The 17,718-nt window shown below is 71.4% G+C and carries 19 protein-coding genes; 10 read left to right on the top strand and 9 right to left on the bottom strand.

Annotated features, from left to right (window positions below):
• Positions 1 to 18 precede the first annotated feature (18 nt).
• The gene (locus ACIBAE_RS09375; RefSeq protein WP_399283795.1) at positions 19 to 2,079 is read left to right on the top strand and encodes an ATP-binding protein; all 2,061 of its coding nucleotides are present in this window, start codon (positions 19 to 21) and stop codon (positions 2,077 to 2,079) included.
• A 138-nt stretch (positions 2,080 to 2,217) separates the two neighbouring features.
• Positions 2,218 to 2,898, top strand: coding sequence for a DUF4230 domain-containing protein (locus tag ACIBAE_RS09370; RefSeq protein ID WP_399283398.1), 681 nt, complete (start codon positions 2,218 to 2,220; stop codon positions 2,896 to 2,898).
• 75 nt (positions 2,899 to 2,973) lie between these two features.
• Here the strand turns inward: ACIBAE_RS09370 and ACIBAE_RS09365 are convergent, their stop codons facing one another.
• Positions 2,974 to 3,675: a TetR/AcrR family transcriptional regulator gene (locus tag ACIBAE_RS09365; protein WP_399283396.1), complete on the bottom strand. Its 702-nt coding sequence runs from the start codon at positions 3,673 to 3,675 to the stop codon at positions 2,974 to 2,976.
• 51 nt (positions 3,676 to 3,726) lie between these two features.
• Between ACIBAE_RS09365 and ACIBAE_RS09360 the strand changes: the two genes are divergently transcribed.
• Complete coding sequence (locus tag ACIBAE_RS09360; RefSeq protein ID WP_399283394.1) at positions 3,727 to 4,041, top strand: hypothetical protein; 315 nt, start codon at positions 3,727 to 3,729, stop codon at positions 4,039 to 4,041.
• A gap of 24 nt (positions 4,042 to 4,065) precedes the next feature.
• Here ACIBAE_RS09360 and ACIBAE_RS09355 read toward each other — a convergent pair whose 3' ends face one another.
• The 3 genes from ACIBAE_RS09355 to glnII all read right to left on the bottom strand — a co-directional run bounded on the left by ACIBAE_RS09355 (position 4,066) and on the right by glnII (position 8,399).
• On the bottom strand, positions 4,066 to 6,114 hold the full coding sequence (locus ACIBAE_RS09355; RefSeq protein ID WP_399283793.1) for a hypothetical protein: 2,049 nt from the start codon (positions 6,112 to 6,114) through the stop codon (positions 4,066 to 4,068).
• Positions 6,115 to 6,382: 268 nt separating this feature from the next.
• Positions 6,383 to 7,003 carry a winged helix-turn-helix domain-containing protein gene (locus tag ACIBAE_RS09350; protein WP_399283393.1) on the bottom strand — a complete coding sequence of 207 codons (621 nt, stop codon included), beginning with the start codon at positions 7,001 to 7,003 and terminating at the stop codon, positions 6,383 to 6,385.
• A 376-nt stretch (positions 7,004 to 7,379) separates the two neighbouring features.
• Positions 7,380 to 8,399, bottom strand: coding sequence for a glutamine synthetase (glnII, locus tag ACIBAE_RS09345; RefSeq protein WP_399283392.1), 1,020 nt, complete (start codon positions 8,397 to 8,399; stop codon positions 7,380 to 7,382).
• Between the two features lie 299 nt (positions 8,400 to 8,698).
• On the opposite strand from glnII, the gene ACIBAE_RS09340 reads away from it, so the two are divergent.
• The 3 genes from ACIBAE_RS09340 to ACIBAE_RS09330 all read left to right on the top strand — a co-directional run bounded on the left by ACIBAE_RS09340 (position 8,699) and on the right by ACIBAE_RS09330 (position 10,388).
• Positions 8,699 to 8,977, top strand: a complete 279-nt coding sequence (locus tag ACIBAE_RS09340; protein ID WP_399283391.1) for a hypothetical protein — start codon at positions 8,699 to 8,701, stop codon at positions 8,975 to 8,977.
• Positions 8,978 to 9,081: 104 nt separating this feature from the next.
• Complete coding sequence (locus ACIBAE_RS09335) at positions 9,082 to 9,993, top strand: Gfo/Idh/MocA family protein (protein WP_399283389.1); 912 nt, start codon at positions 9,082 to 9,084, stop codon at positions 9,991 to 9,993.
• Positions 9,994 to 10,121: 128 nt separating this feature from the next.
• Entirely contained in the window at positions 10,122 to 10,388 is a 267-nt protein-coding gene (locus tag ACIBAE_RS09330; RefSeq protein WP_399283388.1) for a hypothetical protein, read from the top strand.
• Positions 10,389 to 10,516: 128 nt separating this feature from the next.
• Here the strand turns inward: ACIBAE_RS09330 and ACIBAE_RS09325 are convergent, their stop codons facing one another.
• Both ACIBAE_RS09325 and ACIBAE_RS09320 read right to left on the bottom strand, forming a co-directional pair.
• Positions 10,517 to 10,963 (bottom strand): GNAT family N-acetyltransferase, encoded by a 447-nt coding sequence (locus ACIBAE_RS09325; protein ID WP_399283387.1) that lies wholly within the window; start codon positions 10,961 to 10,963, stop codon positions 10,517 to 10,519.
• 152 nt (positions 10,964 to 11,115) lie between these two features.
• Positions 11,116 to 11,571, bottom strand: coding sequence for a winged helix-turn-helix transcriptional regulator (locus tag ACIBAE_RS09320; protein ID WP_399283792.1), 456 nt, complete (start codon positions 11,569 to 11,571; stop codon positions 11,116 to 11,118).
• 187 nt (positions 11,572 to 11,758) lie between these two features.
• Here ACIBAE_RS09320 and ACIBAE_RS09315 point away from each other — a divergent pair, with 187 nt between their 5' ends.
• The gene (locus tag ACIBAE_RS09315; protein WP_399283386.1) at positions 11,759 to 12,631 is read left to right on the top strand and encodes an SDR family oxidoreductase; all 873 of its coding nucleotides are present in this window, start codon (positions 11,759 to 11,761) and stop codon (positions 12,629 to 12,631) included.
• 275 nt (positions 12,632 to 12,906) lie between these two features.
• Here ACIBAE_RS09315 and ACIBAE_RS09310 read toward each other — a convergent pair whose 3' ends face one another.
• A complete protein-coding gene (locus tag ACIBAE_RS09310) occupies positions 12,907 to 13,263 on the bottom strand; it encodes a hypothetical protein (protein ID WP_399283385.1) in 357 nt (118 codons plus the stop codon).
• A 171-nt stretch (positions 13,264 to 13,434) separates the two neighbouring features.
• Here ACIBAE_RS09310 and ACIBAE_RS09305 point away from each other — a divergent pair, with 171 nt between their 5' ends.
• The 3 genes from ACIBAE_RS09305 (at position 13,435) to ACIBAE_RS09295 (ending at position 14,886) form a co-directional block, all read left to right on the top strand.
• On the top strand, positions 13,435 to 13,644 hold the full coding sequence (locus ACIBAE_RS09305) for a hypothetical protein (protein ID WP_399283384.1): 210 nt from the start codon (positions 13,435 to 13,437) through the stop codon (positions 13,642 to 13,644).
• A gap of 37 nt (positions 13,645 to 13,681) precedes the next feature.
• Positions 13,682 to 14,212, top strand: coding sequence for a hypothetical protein (locus ACIBAE_RS09300; RefSeq protein WP_399283383.1), 531 nt, complete (start codon positions 13,682 to 13,684; stop codon positions 14,210 to 14,212).
• Between the two features lie 98 nt (positions 14,213 to 14,310).
• Entirely contained in the window at positions 14,311 to 14,886 is a 576-nt protein-coding gene (locus ACIBAE_RS09295) for a dihydrofolate reductase family protein (RefSeq protein WP_399283382.1), read from the top strand.
• A 61-nt stretch (positions 14,887 to 14,947) separates the two neighbouring features.
• On the opposite strand, the gene ACIBAE_RS09290 is transcribed toward ACIBAE_RS09295, so the two are convergent.
• Positions 14,948 to 16,084, bottom strand: a complete 1,137-nt coding sequence (locus ACIBAE_RS09290; protein WP_399283381.1) for a Fic family protein — start codon at positions 16,082 to 16,084, stop codon at positions 14,948 to 14,950.
• A gap of 174 nt (positions 16,085 to 16,258) precedes the next feature.
• Positions 16,259 to 17,668, bottom strand: coding sequence for a type I glutamate--ammonia ligase (gene glnA, locus ACIBAE_RS09285; RefSeq protein WP_399283380.1), 1,410 nt, complete (start codon positions 17,666 to 17,668; stop codon positions 16,259 to 16,261).
• Positions 17,669 to 17,718: the final 50 nt, after the last annotated feature.

Raw genomic sequence — 17,718 nt, 5'->3', positions numbered from 1 at the left:
GGCCAGAATGTATCCGTGGTGGGGAACCTTCCCGAAGAGACGACCAGTTTCGTAGGACGCACCGGCGAACTGGCCCTCCTGGAACGCGCGCTCGAAGAACACCGGCTGATCACTCTGACCGGCAGCGGCGGCGTCGGCAAGAGCCGACTGGCGCTTCGTGCTGCCGAGCGCGCGGGCGGCCGCGTCACCGTCCGCTCCGGCGGCCGCCATCCCGACGGCGTGTGGTGGGCCGACCTCTCGCCGCTCTACGACGACCGGCTGATGCTCGCCACGGTCTCCGACGCCGTAGGCCTCTCCGACTACGCCCAGCGGGTGCCCGTCGAGGCGCTCCGCCAATGGCTCGGGGACCGGCGCCTGCTGCTCGTCCTCGACTCCTGCGAGCGGCTGGTGCCCGCCTGCGGCCACCTCGTCGGCGAACTCCTCGCCGCCGCACCGGGCCTCACCGTCCTCGCCACCAGCAGACAGCCCCTCGGCACCAGGGGCGAGCACCTCATCGACGTTCCCCCGCTGCCGCTGGAAGGCGACGACGAGGTCCTCCAGCTCTTCCGCGACCGCGCGGCCCAGGCCGCACCCCAGGTCTCCCTCGACGACCCCGGGACCGCCGCGGCCGCCGTCCAGATCTGCCGCCGGCTCGAAGGCATTCCGCTCGCCGTCGAACTCGCCTGCGCCCGGCTCGACGAGAACTCCGTCGAGCAGATCGCCGACCGGCTCACCTCGCGCTTCGACATCCTCACCAACGACAACGTATGGCCCCAGCGGCACCGCGCCCTGCGCACCGCCATCGGCTGGAGCCACGAGCTGTGCGCCCCCCTCGAACGCCTGCTGTGGGCCAGGCTCTCCGTCTTCCGCGGCGACATCGACGCACAGGACGCCCGCGAGGTCTGCGCCGGGGGCCCGCTCTCCGCCGACGACGTCGGTACGGCCCTGGAGGGCCTCGCCGCCCAGTCCGTCCTGCGACGGGACGGCAACCGCTACCGGATGCTCGACACCCTCCGCGAGTACGGCGCCCTCTGGCTGGCCGAACTCGGCGAGGACCGGCTCCTCACCGACCGGCACGCCGCCTACTTCGCCGACCTCGCCCGGCAGGCCCACGATGCCTGGCTCGGCCCCGACCAGGTCCCCTGGTACCGGCGGGTCGCCGACACCCACGCCGACCTGTGCGCCGCCCTCAACCACCTGCTCGCGGCCGACCCGGAAACGGCCGTGAAGATGGCCGGTCACATCGGCTTCTTCTGGTGCTGCTCCGGCCATCTGCACGAGGCCCGGATCTACCTGGAACGGGCCCTGGACGCCGACCGCACCACCGGTCCGCACCGCACCCCCGCCCTCTGGGCCCTCGGTATGACCGTCGTGCTCCAGGGCGACCACGAGACCGCCCACCGGCTCGGCGAGCAGTGCGGCATGGCCGCCTGGCAAGAGCAGGACCCCGAGGCCATGCTCGCCGCCGCCTACCTCCTCGGCATCGCCTACCTGATGATGAGCCGCCCTCAGGCCGCCTACACGGTGGCCGACCGCGCCCTGCGGGCACTGCCCGGCGGACCCTTCGACTCCGCCGCGCGGCTGCGCTGCCGGATCGTCCGGATCTTCGCGCTCACCGCGATGGGCCGCCTCGACGAAGCGGGCGAAGAAGCCGCCGACCTGCGGCGGGTGTGCCTGGAGCACGGCGAGAGCTGGACCCGGTCCTACGCCGACTACCAGCTCGCCCTGGTGCACCTGCTCCAGGGCCGGCCGTACGAGGCGGAAGGCCACGCCCGCTCGATGATCGCCTGCAAACGGCAGCTGGGCGACAGCTTCGGCATCGCCCTCGGCCTCGACCTGCTGGCCGCCGCCTTCGCGGCCCAGGGCAACGGAGAACGGGCCGCGCACGCCTACGGGACGGGCCAGGCGTACTGGCACATGGTCGGCCACCCGCAGCGCGGCACCCCGGAACTCGCGCCGGTGCGCGCCAAGTGCGAGGAGCAGGCGCGCGCGGCGGCCGGGAACCCCGCGTACGAGGACGCCTTCCACCGCGGGCTCGTCGACGACGGCGAGAGCGCGCTCGCGCACGCGCTGCGGGGACACCTGCGGTCGGAGGGCTGAACGCCGCTCGGGCGCTCTCGCCGGGGCGCTCCCTCAGGGACGTTCTCTCCGGGACTTCTCTTCGCTGAACACGCTTTTGTGGCACGCCCGTTCGGCAATCCCTGTGTGAACGGCGGCCGGGCGGGAATCCCGGTAGGTATGTCCACCGACGTGACAACGGAAGAGAACCGGAACGGCACGCGCGCGTCGCGCCTGCCCCGGTGGAGCAAACCGCTCATCGCCCTGGCCGCCGTGCTCGCCCTGCTGTTCCTCGGCAGCCGGCTGGACCTGGTGCCCGGGCTCGGCGGCCTGTTCGGCGAGGAGACGCACGACCGTACGGGGCCGACCCTGCTCGAATCCATCCAGGACCTGGACCGGTACGAAGCGGCCTCCGGCAACTTCCAGGTCGTCGTCGACCTGGAGAAGGACGCCAAATACCTGCCGGACGCCATCCGGGGCACCCGCACCCTCTATGTGGGCGCCGGCACCGTCAGCGCGTACGTCGACTTCAGCGGCATCGGCGAGAACAGCGTCCAGGTCGACAAGGAGCGCACCTCCGCCACGATCCGGCTGCCGCACGCCCAGCTCGGCAAGCCCGCGCTCGACCCGGAGCGCTCGTACGCCGTGTCCAAGCAGCGCGGGCTGCTCGACCGGCTCGGCGACCTCTTCTCCGACAATCCGGCCGACGAGCGGGCCGTGAACCAGCTGGCCGCGCGCCACATCGGGGACGCCGCCAAGGACAGCGAACTCACCGCCCGGGCCGAGAAGAACACCACCAGCATGCTCCAGGGCCTGCTGCGCTCCCTCGGCTTCACCGACGTCAAGATCGTCTACGCCTGAGCCGGGCCCGAGGCGCGCTGAGCCACCTGAGCCTGGCCTGAGCCGCGTCCGAGCCGTGTCCGAGTCACGCCCGAGTCACGCCTGAGCGCGCTGACCCAGCCGGGTGAGCCGGCCGAGCAGGTCCCCGAAGGGTCCGTCGGCCGGTTCGTCCGCGACGATACGGAGCAGGATCCCGGCCATCTCGTCGTCGTACGCGGCGCTCACGGCGGTCAGCGCGGCGAAGTCGTGCACGAGCTGCGACTCCAGTTCGCCGCGGGGTATCCGCCGCCCGTCCAGCCAGATCAGCGCCGTCGACTCGGCCAGCGACACCCAGGAACGGACGATCAGTTCGAGCCGCGCGGGCGGGTTCCGGACCCCGAGGTGCGCCATGATCTGCTCGTACGCCGTCTGCCGCACCTCGTCGATCATCGCGTTGGCCGTCGAGGAGCCGACGGCCGGTCCGCCCCGCATCAGCGCGAAGAAGCCGGGGCCGTGCCCGTCGACGAAGTCGAAGAAACGCCCCATGACCCGGAGCAGCCGGGCGCCGAGCGGGCCTTCGTGCGGCTCCGTGAAGCGGTCCGCCAATTCGTCGGCGGCATGACGCAGCGCGGCCTCGTACAGGCTCTGTTTGCCGGGGAAGTAGTGGTAGACGAGCGGCCGGGAGATACCGGCGGCCGCGGCGATCTCGTCGATCGAGACATCTTCGGGCGAGCGGTGGCTGAACAGCTCCAGCGCCACGCTGATCAGTTGCCGCTTCCGCTCTTCGACGCCCATCCTGCGGCGTACCACGGTGGTCATACGAACAGCCTAACGGGCGGTCGTCGGAGAGGTCCGTTACGCTCCCCGTCCATGAGCGCATCTGACCAGGACGAGGCCCTGAACGCCCCCATACCGGAGCCGGAACTCAACGGACTGACGCCCCGTCAGGCACGCGCCGCGAGCGTCGCGGTGGCGTCGGTGCTGCTGGCGGCGATGGCGGTGCTGCTGATGGTCCGGCTCGCGCAGCGGACATCCGTGCTGGTGGTGGGGGTGTACGGGCTGGCGATGATCCTGTGCGGCGTGGTGATCGAACTGAGCCGCCACGGGCGCACCCGCCTCGGCATCTGGCTGCTGGGGGCGGGCCTGGCGGCGGCGCTGGGCGCGGACTGGCTGCTGCTGCCCTGAGAGCCTGTCCGCGCCGCCGTTTCCTCAACGCAGTGCGTCCACCCGGGTACCGTCCGGGAGCAGCCCGTACAGCTCGGCCCGCGCGCCCTCCCGCGCCCGTACCGCCAGCAGATTCCCCCGCGCGCCGCCCTTCACACCGCCCGACACCGCGAGCGACCCGAACTGCCCGCCGCCCGCCGCCAGTACGTACCACCGGCCGCCGCGCGACTTCCACAGCACGCCCGCCAGCACCCGCTGATCCCGGACCCCGCAGGCCGCCGAGTTCTCCGCTCGCGCAGCGATCGCCCCCGGCGGCACGGCCCCGGGCTTCGCCGGCGCCTGGAACTGCGCCAGCACCCGGCTCCCCGCGCCCGACCAGGTCTCGGCGCGGGTGCAGAGCCAGGCCGCCGTGCCGTCGGACTCCGGCAGGGGCTGGCGGGCGTACTGCCAGGAATTCACGGACCGTACGCCGTGCGAGCGCATCGCGGGGAGGAGGCAGGCCGTCCGGGCCCAGGCCGCGCGGTCGGCGCTGTCCGACACGTCCTCCGGGTCCCCGGGAGGCCCGGACGTCAGCCGCGCCGGGGTGAGCTCGCCGAGGTCGGTGAGCAGCCGTTCGGCGCCGCTCCTGTCGGCGCCGAACGCATCGGCGCCGCTCGCACCGGTATCGCTCGCACCGGTATCGCTCGCACCGGTATCGCTCACGTCGAGGGTGTCCCAGGAGCGGCAGTCGCGGGCCATCGCGGGACTCGTCAGCGGGTCGGTCACCCCGTCCGCGTCGCGGTGCAGCGGTCGCGCCGGGCCCGCCGGGTCGAGGAGATCGCGCACGGACGTTTCCCGTACCCAAGGAGCGGTGAGATAGCGGACGTTGTCATCGGAGCGGCCGACGACCACCGCGCTGGAGGCCGCCGCGTCCGCGTCGTCGACGCGCGCGAAATCCAGGGCCGCCGCGTCCTCGCCGCTGTCCGTGGGCTCCGCGTAGCGCACGACCCGCAGACCGTCGTGGAAGAGCACGACACGCGCCCGGTCGACCGTGCCCGCGTACAGCAGTTGCGGCGGTCCCATCGGCGGCCCTGACGGGGTGTCCGGGGTGGCGGAGACCTGTACGGAGGCCCCGGGCCTGGCCCACACGGCCAGCGCCCGCCGCAGCAGGCCGGGATCCTTGGCCAGTGGGCCGCGCGCGGGCCAGACGGAGAAGTCGGTACGGGTGGCGGCCCGCCACGCGGTGGGCTCCACCCGCCGTACCTTCGCCGGGTCGAGGGCGGCCTCGGCGGCCGGGTTGCGGGCGTACGCGGGCGCCGCGGGCCCGTCCGGCCCCCAGCCGTCACCCGGCAGCCCGAGGAACGCCCCGCAGGCCAGCGCCGCCAGGGTCGCGGCGACCGCGGCCTTGGTGTGCTGGCGGCGGCGCAGCAGATCGGTGGGCCTGGCCTGGAGCGAGCAGGGATCGAACTCGACGGAGCCCAGTAGCGCGACGGCGTCCGGTGTGTCGGCGGCGTCCGCGTCGGCGAGGGCCGTATCCAGGTCCTCCACGCCGGCCGCGCCGAGCAACTGCCGCACCCCGTCATCGGACAGCCGCTCCAGGGCGCGCAGGACGAAGGCGGCGCGGGCGGCCGAGGAGAGGCGGGACAGCCGCTGGTCCAGGGCGAGTTCGTCGGCGCCACCGGAGCGCGGGAAGAGCCGCAGCCCCCACACGCGCGGCAGCAGCGGCGGCAGTTGGGCCCGGGTGGGCCGGGCGATCCGCAGCAGCGGACGCCCGGCGTCGAGCGCCTGGACCAGCACCCGGCCGCGCACGTACGCGTAACCGCGGCCGTGGCGAACCGGACCCGGCTCACCGGTGTGGCGCGGCGCGGGGATCGGGCTTCCGCCCGGCGCGCCACGGCCGCGTGGCAGTGAGCGCTGGACCAGGGCATGGGCGGTCAGGACGCGGCGGTTGCGGCCGAGTGAGGGCGGCAGGACGAGATAGGCGAGCCGCACGAGCCGGGGGTAGTGCTCGACGAGGGCCGCCTCGGCCTCTTCGACGCCGACGGGGAGGGCGGCGGGGCCGGTGGGGCCGGGCGCGGGGGCGGAGACGGCTTCGCGTGGGGGCACGTTCAGCAGAACGAGCGGATGGTCCGATGGTCACTTGGATCCCGCCGGGCGCGACGCGCTGATACCGGCGACGGGCGTGACGCGGCTCGCCTTCCCGGAAGCACCCGAGGAGGCCCGGGAGGCCCGCTGACCGGAGGGGCGGCCGTCCCGGAGAAGGCCAGCCGGCGAGCAATCGGGCCCCCAGCTCTGGTGCCAGGCCCACCGGTGGCGCCACCCCGGTCGTCACCGCCACCGTCCGAGGGGGCGGGGCGGCGGCCGACTGGGCTCCCGCACCCTGTCACGGGGCGTACTTGTACCCGACCCGCCGTACCGTCTGGATGGTGTGACGGTGCTCGGCCCCCAACTTGCGGCGCAGTCGCGCCACATGGACATCGACGGTCCGTCCGTCGCCCACATGCCCGTATCCCCAGACCGTGGTCACCAACTGGTCCCGGCTGTGCACCCGGTGGGGATGCGCCACCAGGTGGGCGAGCAGCTCGAATTCGAGATAGGTGAGATCCAGCTGCTGCCCGTCCACGACGGCGGTCCGCTCGACACTGTCGATCCGCACCGGGCCGCCGCCGCCCTCGGTCCCGCTCGGCTCGGTACCGGCGATCCGGTACGGCGCCGAGGCGGCCAGGGCGGCCGCGTGCTGATCGGCCGGCACGAGCACGAGATAGCCGACCATCGGCGGCTGACCCGGCAGCGAGGGCAGCGTGTGCTGCGGCGCGGGCAGCCAGGTGGCTCCCGGCGGAAGGAAGTCGATGACCCGGCCGGCCGTGGCGGCGGCCGGCCCCGGTTCGTCGCGGTCGACGGCCCGGAGACGGTGACGGCCGGGCGCGGCCGGCTTCTGGTTGAGGGGTGCGGGGGCGGCTGTGACCGCGGCGGCGCCGGTGGAGAAGGAACGGGAATTCGCCATGGGAGGTCAGCTCTTTCGCGCGAAGGAGTCGTCGAGTCGACAGGAAGGACGGGACGTACGTCGTGCGCGGCGGCCGAAGGCCGGAAAGGCTTTAGAGGGCCGACGCGTTCCTCGCGCGGCAACACACCCGGTCGAAGTCGTGATGCTGCCGGGACGGCCAGAACGGCTCCAGGTCGATACGACCCGTCGCGGTGTGCTGGAAGCTGGCCATGCCTTCATTCAAGCAGATACCCCAGGGCTGCGGCAGGCCCCTTTCATCTGTCGATACGGCGTGCGTCCGCCGGTACGGCATGTGGGGGTGCCCGCCATGCCGGTACGGCATGAGGGGGTGTCCGCCGGATCGGCGGACACCCCCTCACATGCGCGGTGGTGCGGGTCAGACCTGGCCGGCCTTGTCCAGCGCGGTGCAGCACGTGTCGACGATCAGTCGCGTCACCACGTACGGGTCGACGTTGGCGTTCGGGCGGCGGTCCTCGATGTAGCCCTTGCCGTCCTGCTCGACCTGCCACGGGATGCGGACCGAGGCGCCGCGGTTGGAGACGCCGTAGCTGTACTCGTTCCACGGGGCGGTCTCGTGCAGGCCCGTCAGGCGGTCGTCGATGCCCGCGCCGTAGTTCTTGACGTGGTCGAGCGGCTTGGAGCCCTCGCCCAGCGACTCGCACGCGGTGATGATCGCCTCGTAGCCCTCGCGCATCGCCTTGGTCGAGAAGTTGGTGTGCGCGCCCGCGCCGTTCCAGTCGCCCTTCACCGGCTTCGGGTCGAGGGTCGCGGAGACCTCGAAGTCCTCGGCGGTGCGGTAGAGCAGCCAGCGGGCGATCCACAGCTGGTCCGCGACCTCCAGCGGCGCCAGCGGGCCGACCTGGAACTCCCACTGCCCCGGCATGACCTCGGCGTTGATGCCGGAGATGCCCAGCCCCGCCTTGAGGCAGTTGTCGAGGTGCGCCTCGACGATGTCACGGCCGAAGATCTCGTCCGCGCCGACACCGCAGTAGTAGCCGCCCTGCGCGGCGGGGAATCCGCCCTCGGGGAAGCCCAGCGGGCGGGCGCCCTTGAAGAAGGTGTACTCCTGCTCGATGCCGAAGATCGGCTCCTGGCCCGCGAACTTCTCCGCGACCTCGGTCAGCGGCGCCCGCGTGTTGGACTCGTGCGGCGTCAGGTCGATGTTCAGGACCTCGCACATGACGAGGACGTCGTCCCCGCCGCGGATCGGGTCCGGGCAGGAGAAGACCGGCTTCAGCACCCGGTCGGAGGCGTGGCCCTCGGCCTGGTTGGTGCTCGACCCGTCGAAGCCCCAGATGGGCAGCTCCGCGCCGTCGTTGAGAATCTTCGTCTTCGAGCGGAGCTTCGCGGTCGGCTCGGTGCCGTCGATCCAGATGTACTCAGCCTTGAAGGTCACGGGGGGCCTCATCCTTTGCGGGTCCAGCAGCTATGACGCGCAGCCTCGCAATGTACAGTTTCCTGACTGTTGCCCCACTGTGAACCACGTGTTACTCAGGCTTGTTTCGCCGGTCCTTCCGGTTGCTTCCGCTCAGCGGTCCGCCGGATACTCGCGTCCGCGACTGACAACTGGCCGTCGCGCGTCTACGTCGTCCTCGTGGCGGCCCTGGCGGCCCTGGCGGCCCTGGCGGTATGGGCGTCGGCGGGTGCGTTCGGGCTGGTGCCGGATCCCCGGTCCGCGCGCGCTTCCTGGCCGTGATGCTGCGCATGCCGTGGACGCTGCTCGCGCATGTGCTGCTGTGGGTGAGCCACATCGACAGCTGGCTCCTGGGATACAACTTCTCCTTCGACTCACCCAACTGGCTCTTCGAACCGGTGTGGTTGATTTTCGTCCCCGTCGCCGCGCTGCTGAACGCGCGGATCATCTCGGGACCGAACAGACGGGTGCCGGCCCGCCGTCCCGGTCGGCCCGCGCCGGTCGTGCCCTTCGGCATGCTGGCCTTCTTCGGCGGGATCATCCTGCTCTTCCGCGTCTGAGCCGACCGTCCCGGCAGCGCCACGCCCGCCGCCGGGGCTACGGCCAGGTCTTCTTTACCCGCGGGACATCCGCCGTCCCGTGTCGACCCGGCAGACTGAGCGTCATGAGCAAGCCACGTATCGGACTCCTCGGCACCGGCCCCTGGGCGGAACGCACGCACGCACCCGCACTCGCCGCCCACTCCGGACTCGACTTCAGCGGTGTCTGGGGGAGGCGCCCCGAGGCGGCCGCCGCCCTCGCCGCCGCCCATGACACCACCGCGCACTCGGGCGAGGCCGGCCTCGACGCGCTCTTCGCCGCGAGCGACGCCATCGCCTTCGCGCTGCCGCCCGACATCCAGGCCCCGCTCGCGACCCGCGCGGCGGCCGCCGGATGCCATCTGCTCATGGACAAGCCGGTCGCGACGACCGTGGCCGGCGCCCGTGAGGTGGCGGACGCGGCCGCGATCGCGGGCGTCTCGTCCGTGGTCTTCTGCACCATGCGGTTCGCTCCCGAGAGCGCCCGCTGGATCGACGAACAGGCCGCCAGGGGAGGCTGGTTCACCGCCCACGCGCACTGGCTCGGCGCCCTGTACGGATCCGATGAGGACAGCCCGTACGCCGCGTCGCCCTGGCGCCGCGAGAAGGGCGGGCTGTGGGACGTCGGCCCGCACGCGCTGTCCGTCCTCATCCCGCTGCTCGGCGATGTCACCGAGGTGACGGCCGTACGCGGCGAGCCGGACCTGACCCACCTGGTGCTGCGGCACACGTCCGGGGCGGCCAGTTCGGCGGTGCTCAGCCTGAGCGCACCTCAGGAGGCGGCGGGCGCGGGCGTCGAACTGCGCGGGGAACACGGCACGGCGGCGCTGCCGCAGGGCGGGAGCGACCCGGTCGGCTCCTTCACGGCGGCGATCGACGCGCTGCTGGAGTCGGTCCGTACGGGCCGGCCGCACGCCTGCGACGTGCGGTTCGGGCTGCGGCTGACGGAGATCCTGACAGAGGCGGAGGAGCGCGTGGCGGCGCGCGCGAAGGAGTAGGGCGAGCGCGCGCGGACCGTACCGCCAGGCTCCCTGCAAACGCCGCCTGGCCAGGGGCGATTGTCAGTGGTGGGCGGTAAAATGGAGGGTGTTCGGGAGAGTTACACCACCGTGCCGGGAGGCCGCCGATGGCTGTTGCCACCACCACGACGAAATCCTTCGAAACCGTGCGACCGATCAAGCGCAAGCCACTGCCCGCCGGTCGGCCCCGGGAGTGGTACGAGACGCACAACCGCCGGCTCAAGGCCATGCGTCTCGCCATCGCCCTGCTCGACTCGGGGGTCTACCGACCGGCGAGCGCGAGCAACCGCAGGATACGGAGCGCGGCGGTCCGGATCGGCATCCACCCGCCGTCCAACACCACCTGCCGCATGGTGCGGGAGCTGATCGGCTGACAGCTGCCGCGACGACCGAGGCGGTGTCCCGCCCCGTACAACCGGGGCGGGACACCGCCGTACGGACTCCTGCGTAGGGCGGACGCCGTACGGTCTCTGCCTCGGCGCGCCCTCCCCGGCCCGCCGTCTCAGCGCGAGCTCCGCTCCCAGCGCGTCTCTCCGTCCTGCCGTGCGTCGGTGGGCGCGAGCCCGACCGCTCCGGCGACGGCGGCCGATGCCGCGTGATCCGGATGAATATGGGCGATCAGGACCCCTACGCCCCGCGCGTCCAGCCACCGAACGAGCCCGCGCGCGGCTTCGGTCGCGATGCCGCGCCCCTGCCACGGCGTCCCCACCACCCAGGCGATCTCGGCCGCGAGCAGGCCTCGCCGGCCCGGACCGATGGTCACCTGGACCGTACCGGTCAGCCTCCTGCTCCCGCCCTCCCCGAGTACCAGCACCCAGTTGCACCAGGAGACGCCGGGGTCGGACGGGCCGGCGACCATACGCGCGTACCGCGAGCGCAGCTCGTCCACCGTCGACGGAGTCCCGCCGGTAAAGGTGTGCAGGGCAGGATCGGACAGTACGGAAGCCATCTCTCCGGCATGGTCCACGCGGAGCGGCAACAGCTCCAGCCGCTCGGTCCTGATGACCTCGGCGCGGACAGGCCGGGCGGGCCGATCGGGCCGGGCGGGCCGGGCGGGCCGGGCGGCGCGCGATGGCCCGGCAGCGGCGGCCCCGCTCACCCTCAGCGCCGGGCCGTCGCCGGCTGGGGAGCGGACTTCACGCCGCCCGACCCGGCGCCGCCCGACCCCGCGCCGCCCGCCTCCGCCGCGTAGGAGGCGCGGGCGGCGAGCACCTCGCCCATGTGCTCCTTCGCCCACCGCTTGATCGCGTCCAGCGGGTCGCGCAGCGTATGCCCGAGGTCGGTGAGCTCGTACTCGACCCGGGGTGGGACCGTGGGGTATACCGTGCGGAGCACCAGCCCGTCCCGCTCCAGCGCGCGGAGCGTCTGCGTGAGCATCTTCTCGCTCACCCCGGAGACCCGCTTGCGCAGCGCCGTGAACCGCTGCGGTCCGGCGTCGGCCAGCTCGCCGAGTACGAGGACCGTCCACTTGTCCCCGATCCGGTCGAGCACATCCCGGGACGGGCACCCGCTGGCGTACGGATCCCACGCGGGTTCCGCCGTCTCGGCTTCCCTCATGTCGGCTTCCGGCCTCTCGGTCTCCGCGATTTCGCTCGGCATATCGGCTCCCACCTGCTCACTCTCTTCTGGGTGGTTACCTTACCAAAAGGTGGCCACTTCCGAATAGAGAGTGACTCGTGTTCACTTCCCCCTGTGCGGGTCGCCAAGGGCCCGGCCACCACCACGGAGCATGTAGGAGCACGAAATGTCGATCGTCGTCACCGGAGCCACCGGCCAGCTCGGCCGCCTCGCCGTCGAAGCGCTGCTGCGGCGCGGAGTACGGCCGTCGGAGATCGTGGCCACCGGCCGCGACACCGACAAGATCAAGGACCTGGCCGACCGTGGTGTGGTCGTACGCCGCGCCGACTTCGCCGACCCCGACACTCTCGCCGCCGCGTTCGCCGGCGCCGAGAAGCTCCTCCTCGTCTCCACCACCACGGTCGGCGAGCGGGCCGACAACCACCGCCGTGCCATCGATGCCGCCCGCGCCGCCGGTGTCTCCCTCATCGCGTACACCAGCGCGCCCAAGGCCGACTCCGCCACCATGAAGCTGGCGATCGAGCACGCGGCGACCGAGCGGCACCTCCGCGACAGCGGCGTCCCCTTCGTCATCCTGCGCAACGGCTGGTACCTGGAGAACTACACCGACCAGCTCCCCGTGGTCCTGGAGCACAGCACCGTCGCGGGCAGCGCGGGCGAAGGCCGGGTCAACGCCGCCACCCGTGCCGACTACGCCGAGGCCGCCGCGGTCGTCCTGACCACCGAGGGGCACGCCGGTTCCGTGTACGAGCTGGGCGGTGACGAGGCGTTCACCCTCACCGAGCTGGCCGCCGCGATCACCGCCGCCACCGGCCAGGAGATCACCTACGCCGACCTCCCGGTCGCCGACTTCACGGGGCTGCTGGTCGGCGCCGGCCTTCCCCAGGGGTTCGCCGAGGTCCTGGCGGACGCCGACCTCGGCCTCGCCCGTGGTGAGCTCTTCACCGACACCGGCGACCTCAGCCGGCTCCTGGGCCGCCCCACCACCACCCTCGCCGAGGCGATCTCGGCGGCTCTCGCGGCGAACACCGCGCGCTGAGACCGCGCGCTGAGACGCGGTTCAGCCACCGGGCTGAGACGCGGTTCAGCCACCGGGCTGAGACCCGGTTCAGCTACCACGCTGAGACCCGGTTCAGCTACCACGCTGAGACCCGGTTCAGCCATCGCGCTGAGACACGGTTCATCCACTACACACGGCTGTGGCCGGGGCGGTCGGGACATCCGCCCCGGCCACAGCCGTCTCCGTTCGCCAGGGCTGGCGACGCCAAAGACGGCCGACGCGTGCCGCACCTCGCTCCCTCCGGTCACCGGCCTTCAGCCCCAGGGCGTCTCTTCGCCGGCGCGTTCCCGGCGAAGCCGTTTGATCTCGGCGACCAGAGCGGGAACGGCCTCGCGAGCGGCGGCGACAAACCTGGCGTTCTCGTCCCAGCGCTCGTCGGCGACGCCGACGTGATCCGGGGACTGGACGAGCGTCGCCGCCACGATCTCGCGCCGGTCGAAACGCGGCCACCGCTCGCCGCTTCCCGTGTCGGGCACGGTGCTGACAGCCACGAGGTTCATGGCCTTGTCATCATCGAGGAGCCGTACGAACCAGGGGCCGGGAGTCGCGGCCCCGGCGAGCTCCTCGATCTCGGCCAACGCCTCGTCCGTCAGCGGGACGGGTGTCGTCATCGGGCTGTCAGCTCCTCACATCCGGCCATCGAGGCAGAAGCCGGCGCGGGGGAGAGGTGCCCGCGCACTGCCTGCGCACTGCCGCCGATGCTGCCGCCGGTGCCGTGGCCGCCACCCTACATTCCATGGAAGGGCCGATCCATCCGGGCCCGCCGTTCCCGAGAGGATTCCATGAACCCCGTACGCCGTTCCACCGCCGTCACGCTCGTCGCCGCCGGCCTCATCGCCGCGGGCGCCAGCACCGCCGCCGCGGCCCCGGCCCCCGAGCGCATCACCTCGGCCGCCCAGCTCCAGGCCCACCTGGCAAAGGCGATCGACCTGGAGAACTCCCAGACGCCCATCACGATCAACTGCGGCCCGGCCGGCCAGAAGGCCACCTGATCCAGCCCACTTACCAGCACTCACCCTGAGGAGAATCATGGACGCCGAGGACACGACCGACCCGCAGGCTCCCACCGACCCCGCACTCGCCTGGTGTCCCAGCGGACGGGCGGATGCCCCGGAGGCAGTCGTCCTCGGCGTCCGATCCCGGTCCGACGGTACGCTCACCTACCTCGCCCAGCCCGTACCCGCCGCCGACGTCCAGTCCCTGATCCCGGACAACATCGAGCCCACCCGGGTCCTCCGCTTCGCCACCCACTGTGTGAGCAGCTGCGCACACCGCAGCGGCAACGACTGCACCCTCATCAGCAAGATCCGTACGCTGCCGGCCGCCGCCGAGTCCGGCCTTCCCCGCTGCCACCTGCGCGCCCACTGCAAGTGGTGGCGCCAGACCGGCTCCGCGGCCTGTGGCCACTGCCCGGCCGTGGCCACCGCCGTCCGCTCCGATGACGACGTCTTCGTCCGCGTCGCCGACCCCTCGGTCACCCCCGACCAGCTGCGGGAGTGGATCGAAGCCAACCCGGACGGCCCCGCCGCCGCCCTCGCATCCTCGCCCGTGCACGACTGAAGGCCTGATCGCCGCGGGTTGAAAGCCCGACGCCCGGCGCCGGAGGCGTATCTTCCCCGTCATACCCGGTGGGCTCGATGACTTCGGCGAGGACCGCGATGCGAAAGATCGTCCTGATGATGTCGGTGTCCCTTGACGGATACGTCGAGGGACCGGAGCGGCAGATCGACTGGCACCTGGTCGATGACGAGCTGCACAGCCACTTCAACGAGCAGCTCAGGGCGATGGGCGCTTTCCTGAACGGCCGCGTCACCTACGAACTCATGGCTGGGTACTGGCCCACCGCCGACGCCGACCCGTCATGTTCCGGCCCTGTGGCGGAGTTCGCCGGAATCTGGCGTGACATGCCCAAGATCGTGTTCTCCCGGACCCTTGAACGGGCCGACTGGAACGCCACCGTCGTGCGGGACGTCGACGTCGAGGAGATCCGCGCGCTCACGGCAGAGCCGGGCGGGGACCTCGCACTCGGCGGCGCCGACCTCGCCGCGACCTTCCTGCGGCATGACCTGATCGACGAGTACCGGCTCTACGTCCATCCGATCGTCCTCGGCCAGGGCAAGCCCCTGTTCCAGCCGTCGGACACCAAGACCCGCCTCCGCCTCACCGAGACCCGGACCTTCGGCAACGGGGTCGTCCTCCTCCGCTACGAGCGCGCCGACGCGGTCCCTTCGTGAGGCGGGCGTGAGCCCCGGTCCCGCATCCCCGGGACATGGCTCTGACGCCGGATGCCTTTCGTCATGCCCTGTACGGGTCGGCCAAGGTCATGGGTGTCCGGGCGATGTCCAGTGCCGACTGGGGGAAGCGAGGGCCGGCGGTGTAATAGCGTGCCCGCGTGCGGCCGACCGGCTGCAGGACCTGAGCGGTGACGAGGTCGCGCAGGTCGCGTTGGGCTTGTTGCAGACTGAGACCTTCGGCGTGCTCGTAGCGGGAACGGCGGACACGTCCGGCCATGGCCACGTCGTGCAGAGCGGTTACGGCGCGATCATCCAGTCCGGTATCCCCGGCGAAGTCGGTGAGTGCCTCCCACACGCGCCCGGAGCGGGCGACGCGGCCCTGGACGGTCTGGATCTGCTGGTGGTAGGCAGTGAGGTTGAAGCGGATCCAGCTGGCGACGTTCTGATCCGGGAGGTACTCGGCGCCGCGGCTCTGGAGCTCGCGGTAGTACTCCCAGGTGTTACCCGGGCGCCCGAGCCAGGCCTCGATGGAGGAGAACTCCGGGGCCAGGAGACCTTCCCGAGCGATCAGCAGTGTCTGCACAGATCGGGACATCCGGCCGTTGCCGTCCGCCCAGGGGTGGATCGACACAAGGTGCAGGTGAGCCATGGCCGCCCGTACGAGCGGGTGGGTGCTGCTCTCGGCGTTCAGCCAGTCGACGAATTCGTCTATGAGCGCGGCCACCTGTTCTGCGCCCGGCGCGGTATAGGCGGCGACACTCGGGTCGCGAGCGTCCGTGACATAGACCGGGCCCCGACGCCACTGGCCGGCCGGCTTTCGCGTGCTGTGCCGGTGCCCCTGAAGGATCCAATGCAGTGCGTTGAGCAGGCCTTTGCTGTATGTGAAGTCCTCGACGTCATGCAGTGTCTGGATGTACGTCATCATCCGCTGATAGGCGAGGGTCTCTTCCCGGTTCTCCTCCGAGACCTCCACCTCACGCTCGCCTTCCATCAGATCCTCGACGTCGACGGTGGCCACCTTGAAGCCCTCGATGGAGTTGGAGGCGGCCACGGCGTCGGCGGTGAGAAACTTCCGCAGTCCCGCGGACCACTTCGACGGAGTGGTCCGCACTTGGTGCCGCAGGGCTTGGCGCATGCGGTCGATGTCACCAAGGACGCGCTCGTCGTCGGCGCTCAGGTCTGGGGTCGGATAGAGCATGCATGGACGATAGCCTGACGCAATCATCACGTCAAATGGGCTTTGTGTCGACAGCCTGATCGGGCCGAGGTCCAAAAAACGGGCCGTCAGCCGCGCTTCCTGATGAAGGAACGCGCGGCCAACGGCCCTCGGACGGTCCAGGGGAGCGAAAGGCCGCTCTGACCTGGGGTCTTGCTAGATGTCGAAGTACAGCTCGAACTCGTGCGGGTGCGGGCGCAGCTGGATCGGGGCGATTTCCTTCGTGCGCTTGTAGTCGATCCACGTCTCGATCAGGTCCGACGTGAAGACGCCGCCCGCCTGCAGGTACTCGTTGTCCGCTTCCAGCGCGTCGAGGACGGCGGGGAGGGAGGTCGGGACCTGGGGGACGCCCGCGTGCTCCTCGGGAGCCAGCTCGTAGAGGTCCTTGTCGATCGGCTCGGCCGGCTCGATCTTGTTCTTGACGCCGTCCAGGCCCGCGAGGAGGAGGGCGGAGAAGGCCAGGTACGGGTTCGAGGACGGGTCCGGGGCGCGGAATTCGACGCGCTTGGCCTTCGGGTTCGAGCCCGTGATCGGGATGCGCATCGCGGCGGAGCGGTTGCGCTGCGAGTAGACCAGGTTGACCGGGGCCTCGAAGCCGGGGACCAGACGGTGGTACGAGTTCACCGTCGGGTTGGTGAAGGCCAGCAGCGACGGGGCGTGCTTGAGGATGCCGCCGATGTAGAAGCGGGCGGTGTCCGAGAGGCCCGCGTAGCCCTGCTCGTCGTAGAAGAGGGGGGTGCCGCCCTGCCACAGGGACTGGTGGACGTGCATGCCGGAGCCGTTGTCACCGAAGATCGGCTTGGGCATGAAGGTCGCGGTCTTGCCGTTGCGCCAGGCGACGTTCTTCACGATGTACTTGAAGAGCATCAGGTCGTCGGCCGCGGCGAGCAGCGTGTTGAACTTGTAGTTGATCTCGGCCTGGCCGGCGGTGCCGACCTCGTGGTGCTGGCGCTCGACCTGGAGGCCGGAAGCCTCCAGCTCCAGGGAGATCTCGGCGCGCAGGTCGGCGAAGTGGTCGACCGGGGGGGCCGGGAAGTAGCCGCCCTTGTAGCGGACCTTGTAGCCGCGGTTGTCCTCCGTGGAGCCGGTGTTCCAGGCGCCGGCCTCGGAGTCGATGTGGTAGAAGCTCTCGTTCGACGTGGTGTTGAAGCGCACGCTGTCGAAGACGTAGAACTCGGCCTCGGGGCCGAAGTACGCGGTGTCCGCGATGCCGGTGGAGGCGAGGTAGGCCTCTGCCTTCTTGGCGATGTTGCGCGGGTCGCGGCTGTACTGCTCGCCCGTGATCGGGTCGTGGATGAAGAAGTTGATGTTCAGCGTCTTGTCGCGGCGGAACGGGTCCAGCCGGGCCGTCGACAGGTCCGCGCGCAGCGCCATGTCGGACTCGTGGATGGCCTGGAAGCCGCGGATGGACGAGCCGTCGAAGGCCAGCTCTTCCGTCGGGTCGAACGCCTTCGCCGGGATGGTGAAGTGCTGCATCACCCCAGGAAGGTCGCAGAAGCGGACATCGACGAACTTGATTTCCTCGTCCGTGATGAACTTCTTGGCCTCGTCGGCGTTCTGGAACATCCAGCTCCTCCTCCTCCCGTCCCGGGAAGGGGCGGGGGTTCTCGCTCGGT

Source organism: Streptomyces sp. NPDC051569 (genome assembly GCF_044454085.1).
In the GTDB taxonomy this organism is placed as follows: domain Bacteria; phylum Actinomycetota; class Actinomycetes; order Streptomycetales; family Streptomycetaceae; genus Streptomyces.
This window is presented reverse-complemented; position numbering and strand designations above follow the sequence as displayed.

Coding starts and splice junctions, on each gene's coding strand:
- ACIBAE_RS09370 (WP_399283398.1), top strand. CDS start 2,218: ATGTCCACCGACGTGACAACGGAAGAGAACCGGAACGGCACGCGCGCG.
- ACIBAE_RS09360 (WP_399283394.1), top strand. CDS start 3,727: ATGAGCGCATCTGACCAGGACGAGGCCCTGAACGCCCCCATACCGGAG.
- ACIBAE_RS09350 (WP_399283393.1), bottom strand. CDS start 7,003: ATGGCGAATTCCCGTTCCTTCTCCACCGGCGCCGCCGCGGTCACAGCC.
- ACIBAE_RS09325 (WP_399283387.1), bottom strand. CDS start 10,963: ATGGCTTCCGTACTGTCCGATCCTGCCCTGCACACCTTTACCGGCGGG.
- glnA (WP_399283380.1), bottom strand. CDS start 17,668: ATGTTCCAGAACGCCGACGAGGCCAAGAAGTTCATCACGGACGAGGAA.
- ACIBAE_RS09365 (WP_399283396.1), bottom strand. CDS start 3,675: ATGACCACCGTGGTACGCCGCAGGATGGGCGTCGAAGAGCGGAAGCGG.
- ACIBAE_RS09330 (WP_399283388.1), top strand. CDS start 10,122: ATGGCTGTTGCCACCACCACGACGAAATCCTTCGAAACCGTGCGACCG.
- ACIBAE_RS09315 (WP_399283386.1), top strand. CDS start 11,759: ATGTCGATCGTCGTCACCGGAGCCACCGGCCAGCTCGGCCGCCTCGCC.
- ACIBAE_RS09305 (WP_399283384.1), top strand. CDS start 13,435: ATGAACCCCGTACGCCGTTCCACCGCCGTCACGCTCGTCGCCGCCGGC.
- ACIBAE_RS09290 (WP_399283381.1), bottom strand. CDS start 16,084: ATGCTCTATCCGACCCCAGACCTGAGCGCCGACGACGAGCGCGTCCTT.
- ACIBAE_RS09300 (WP_399283383.1), top strand. CDS start 13,682: ATGGACGCCGAGGACACGACCGACCCGCAGGCTCCCACCGACCCCGCA.
- ACIBAE_RS09295 (WP_399283382.1), top strand. CDS start 14,311: ATGCGAAAGATCGTCCTGATGATGTCGGTGTCCCTTGACGGATACGTC.
- ACIBAE_RS09335 (WP_399283389.1), top strand. CDS start 9,082: ATGAGCAAGCCACGTATCGGACTCCTCGGCACCGGCCCCTGGGCGGAA.
- ACIBAE_RS09340 (WP_399283391.1), top strand. CDS start 8,699: ATGCTGCGCATGCCGTGGACGCTGCTCGCGCATGTGCTGCTGTGGGTG.
- ACIBAE_RS09320 (WP_399283792.1), bottom strand. CDS start 11,571: ATGAGGGAAGCCGAGACGGCGGAACCCGCGTGGGATCCGTACGCCAGC.
- ACIBAE_RS09310 (WP_399283385.1), bottom strand. CDS start 13,263: ATGACGACACCCGTCCCGCTGACGGACGAGGCGTTGGCCGAGATCGAG.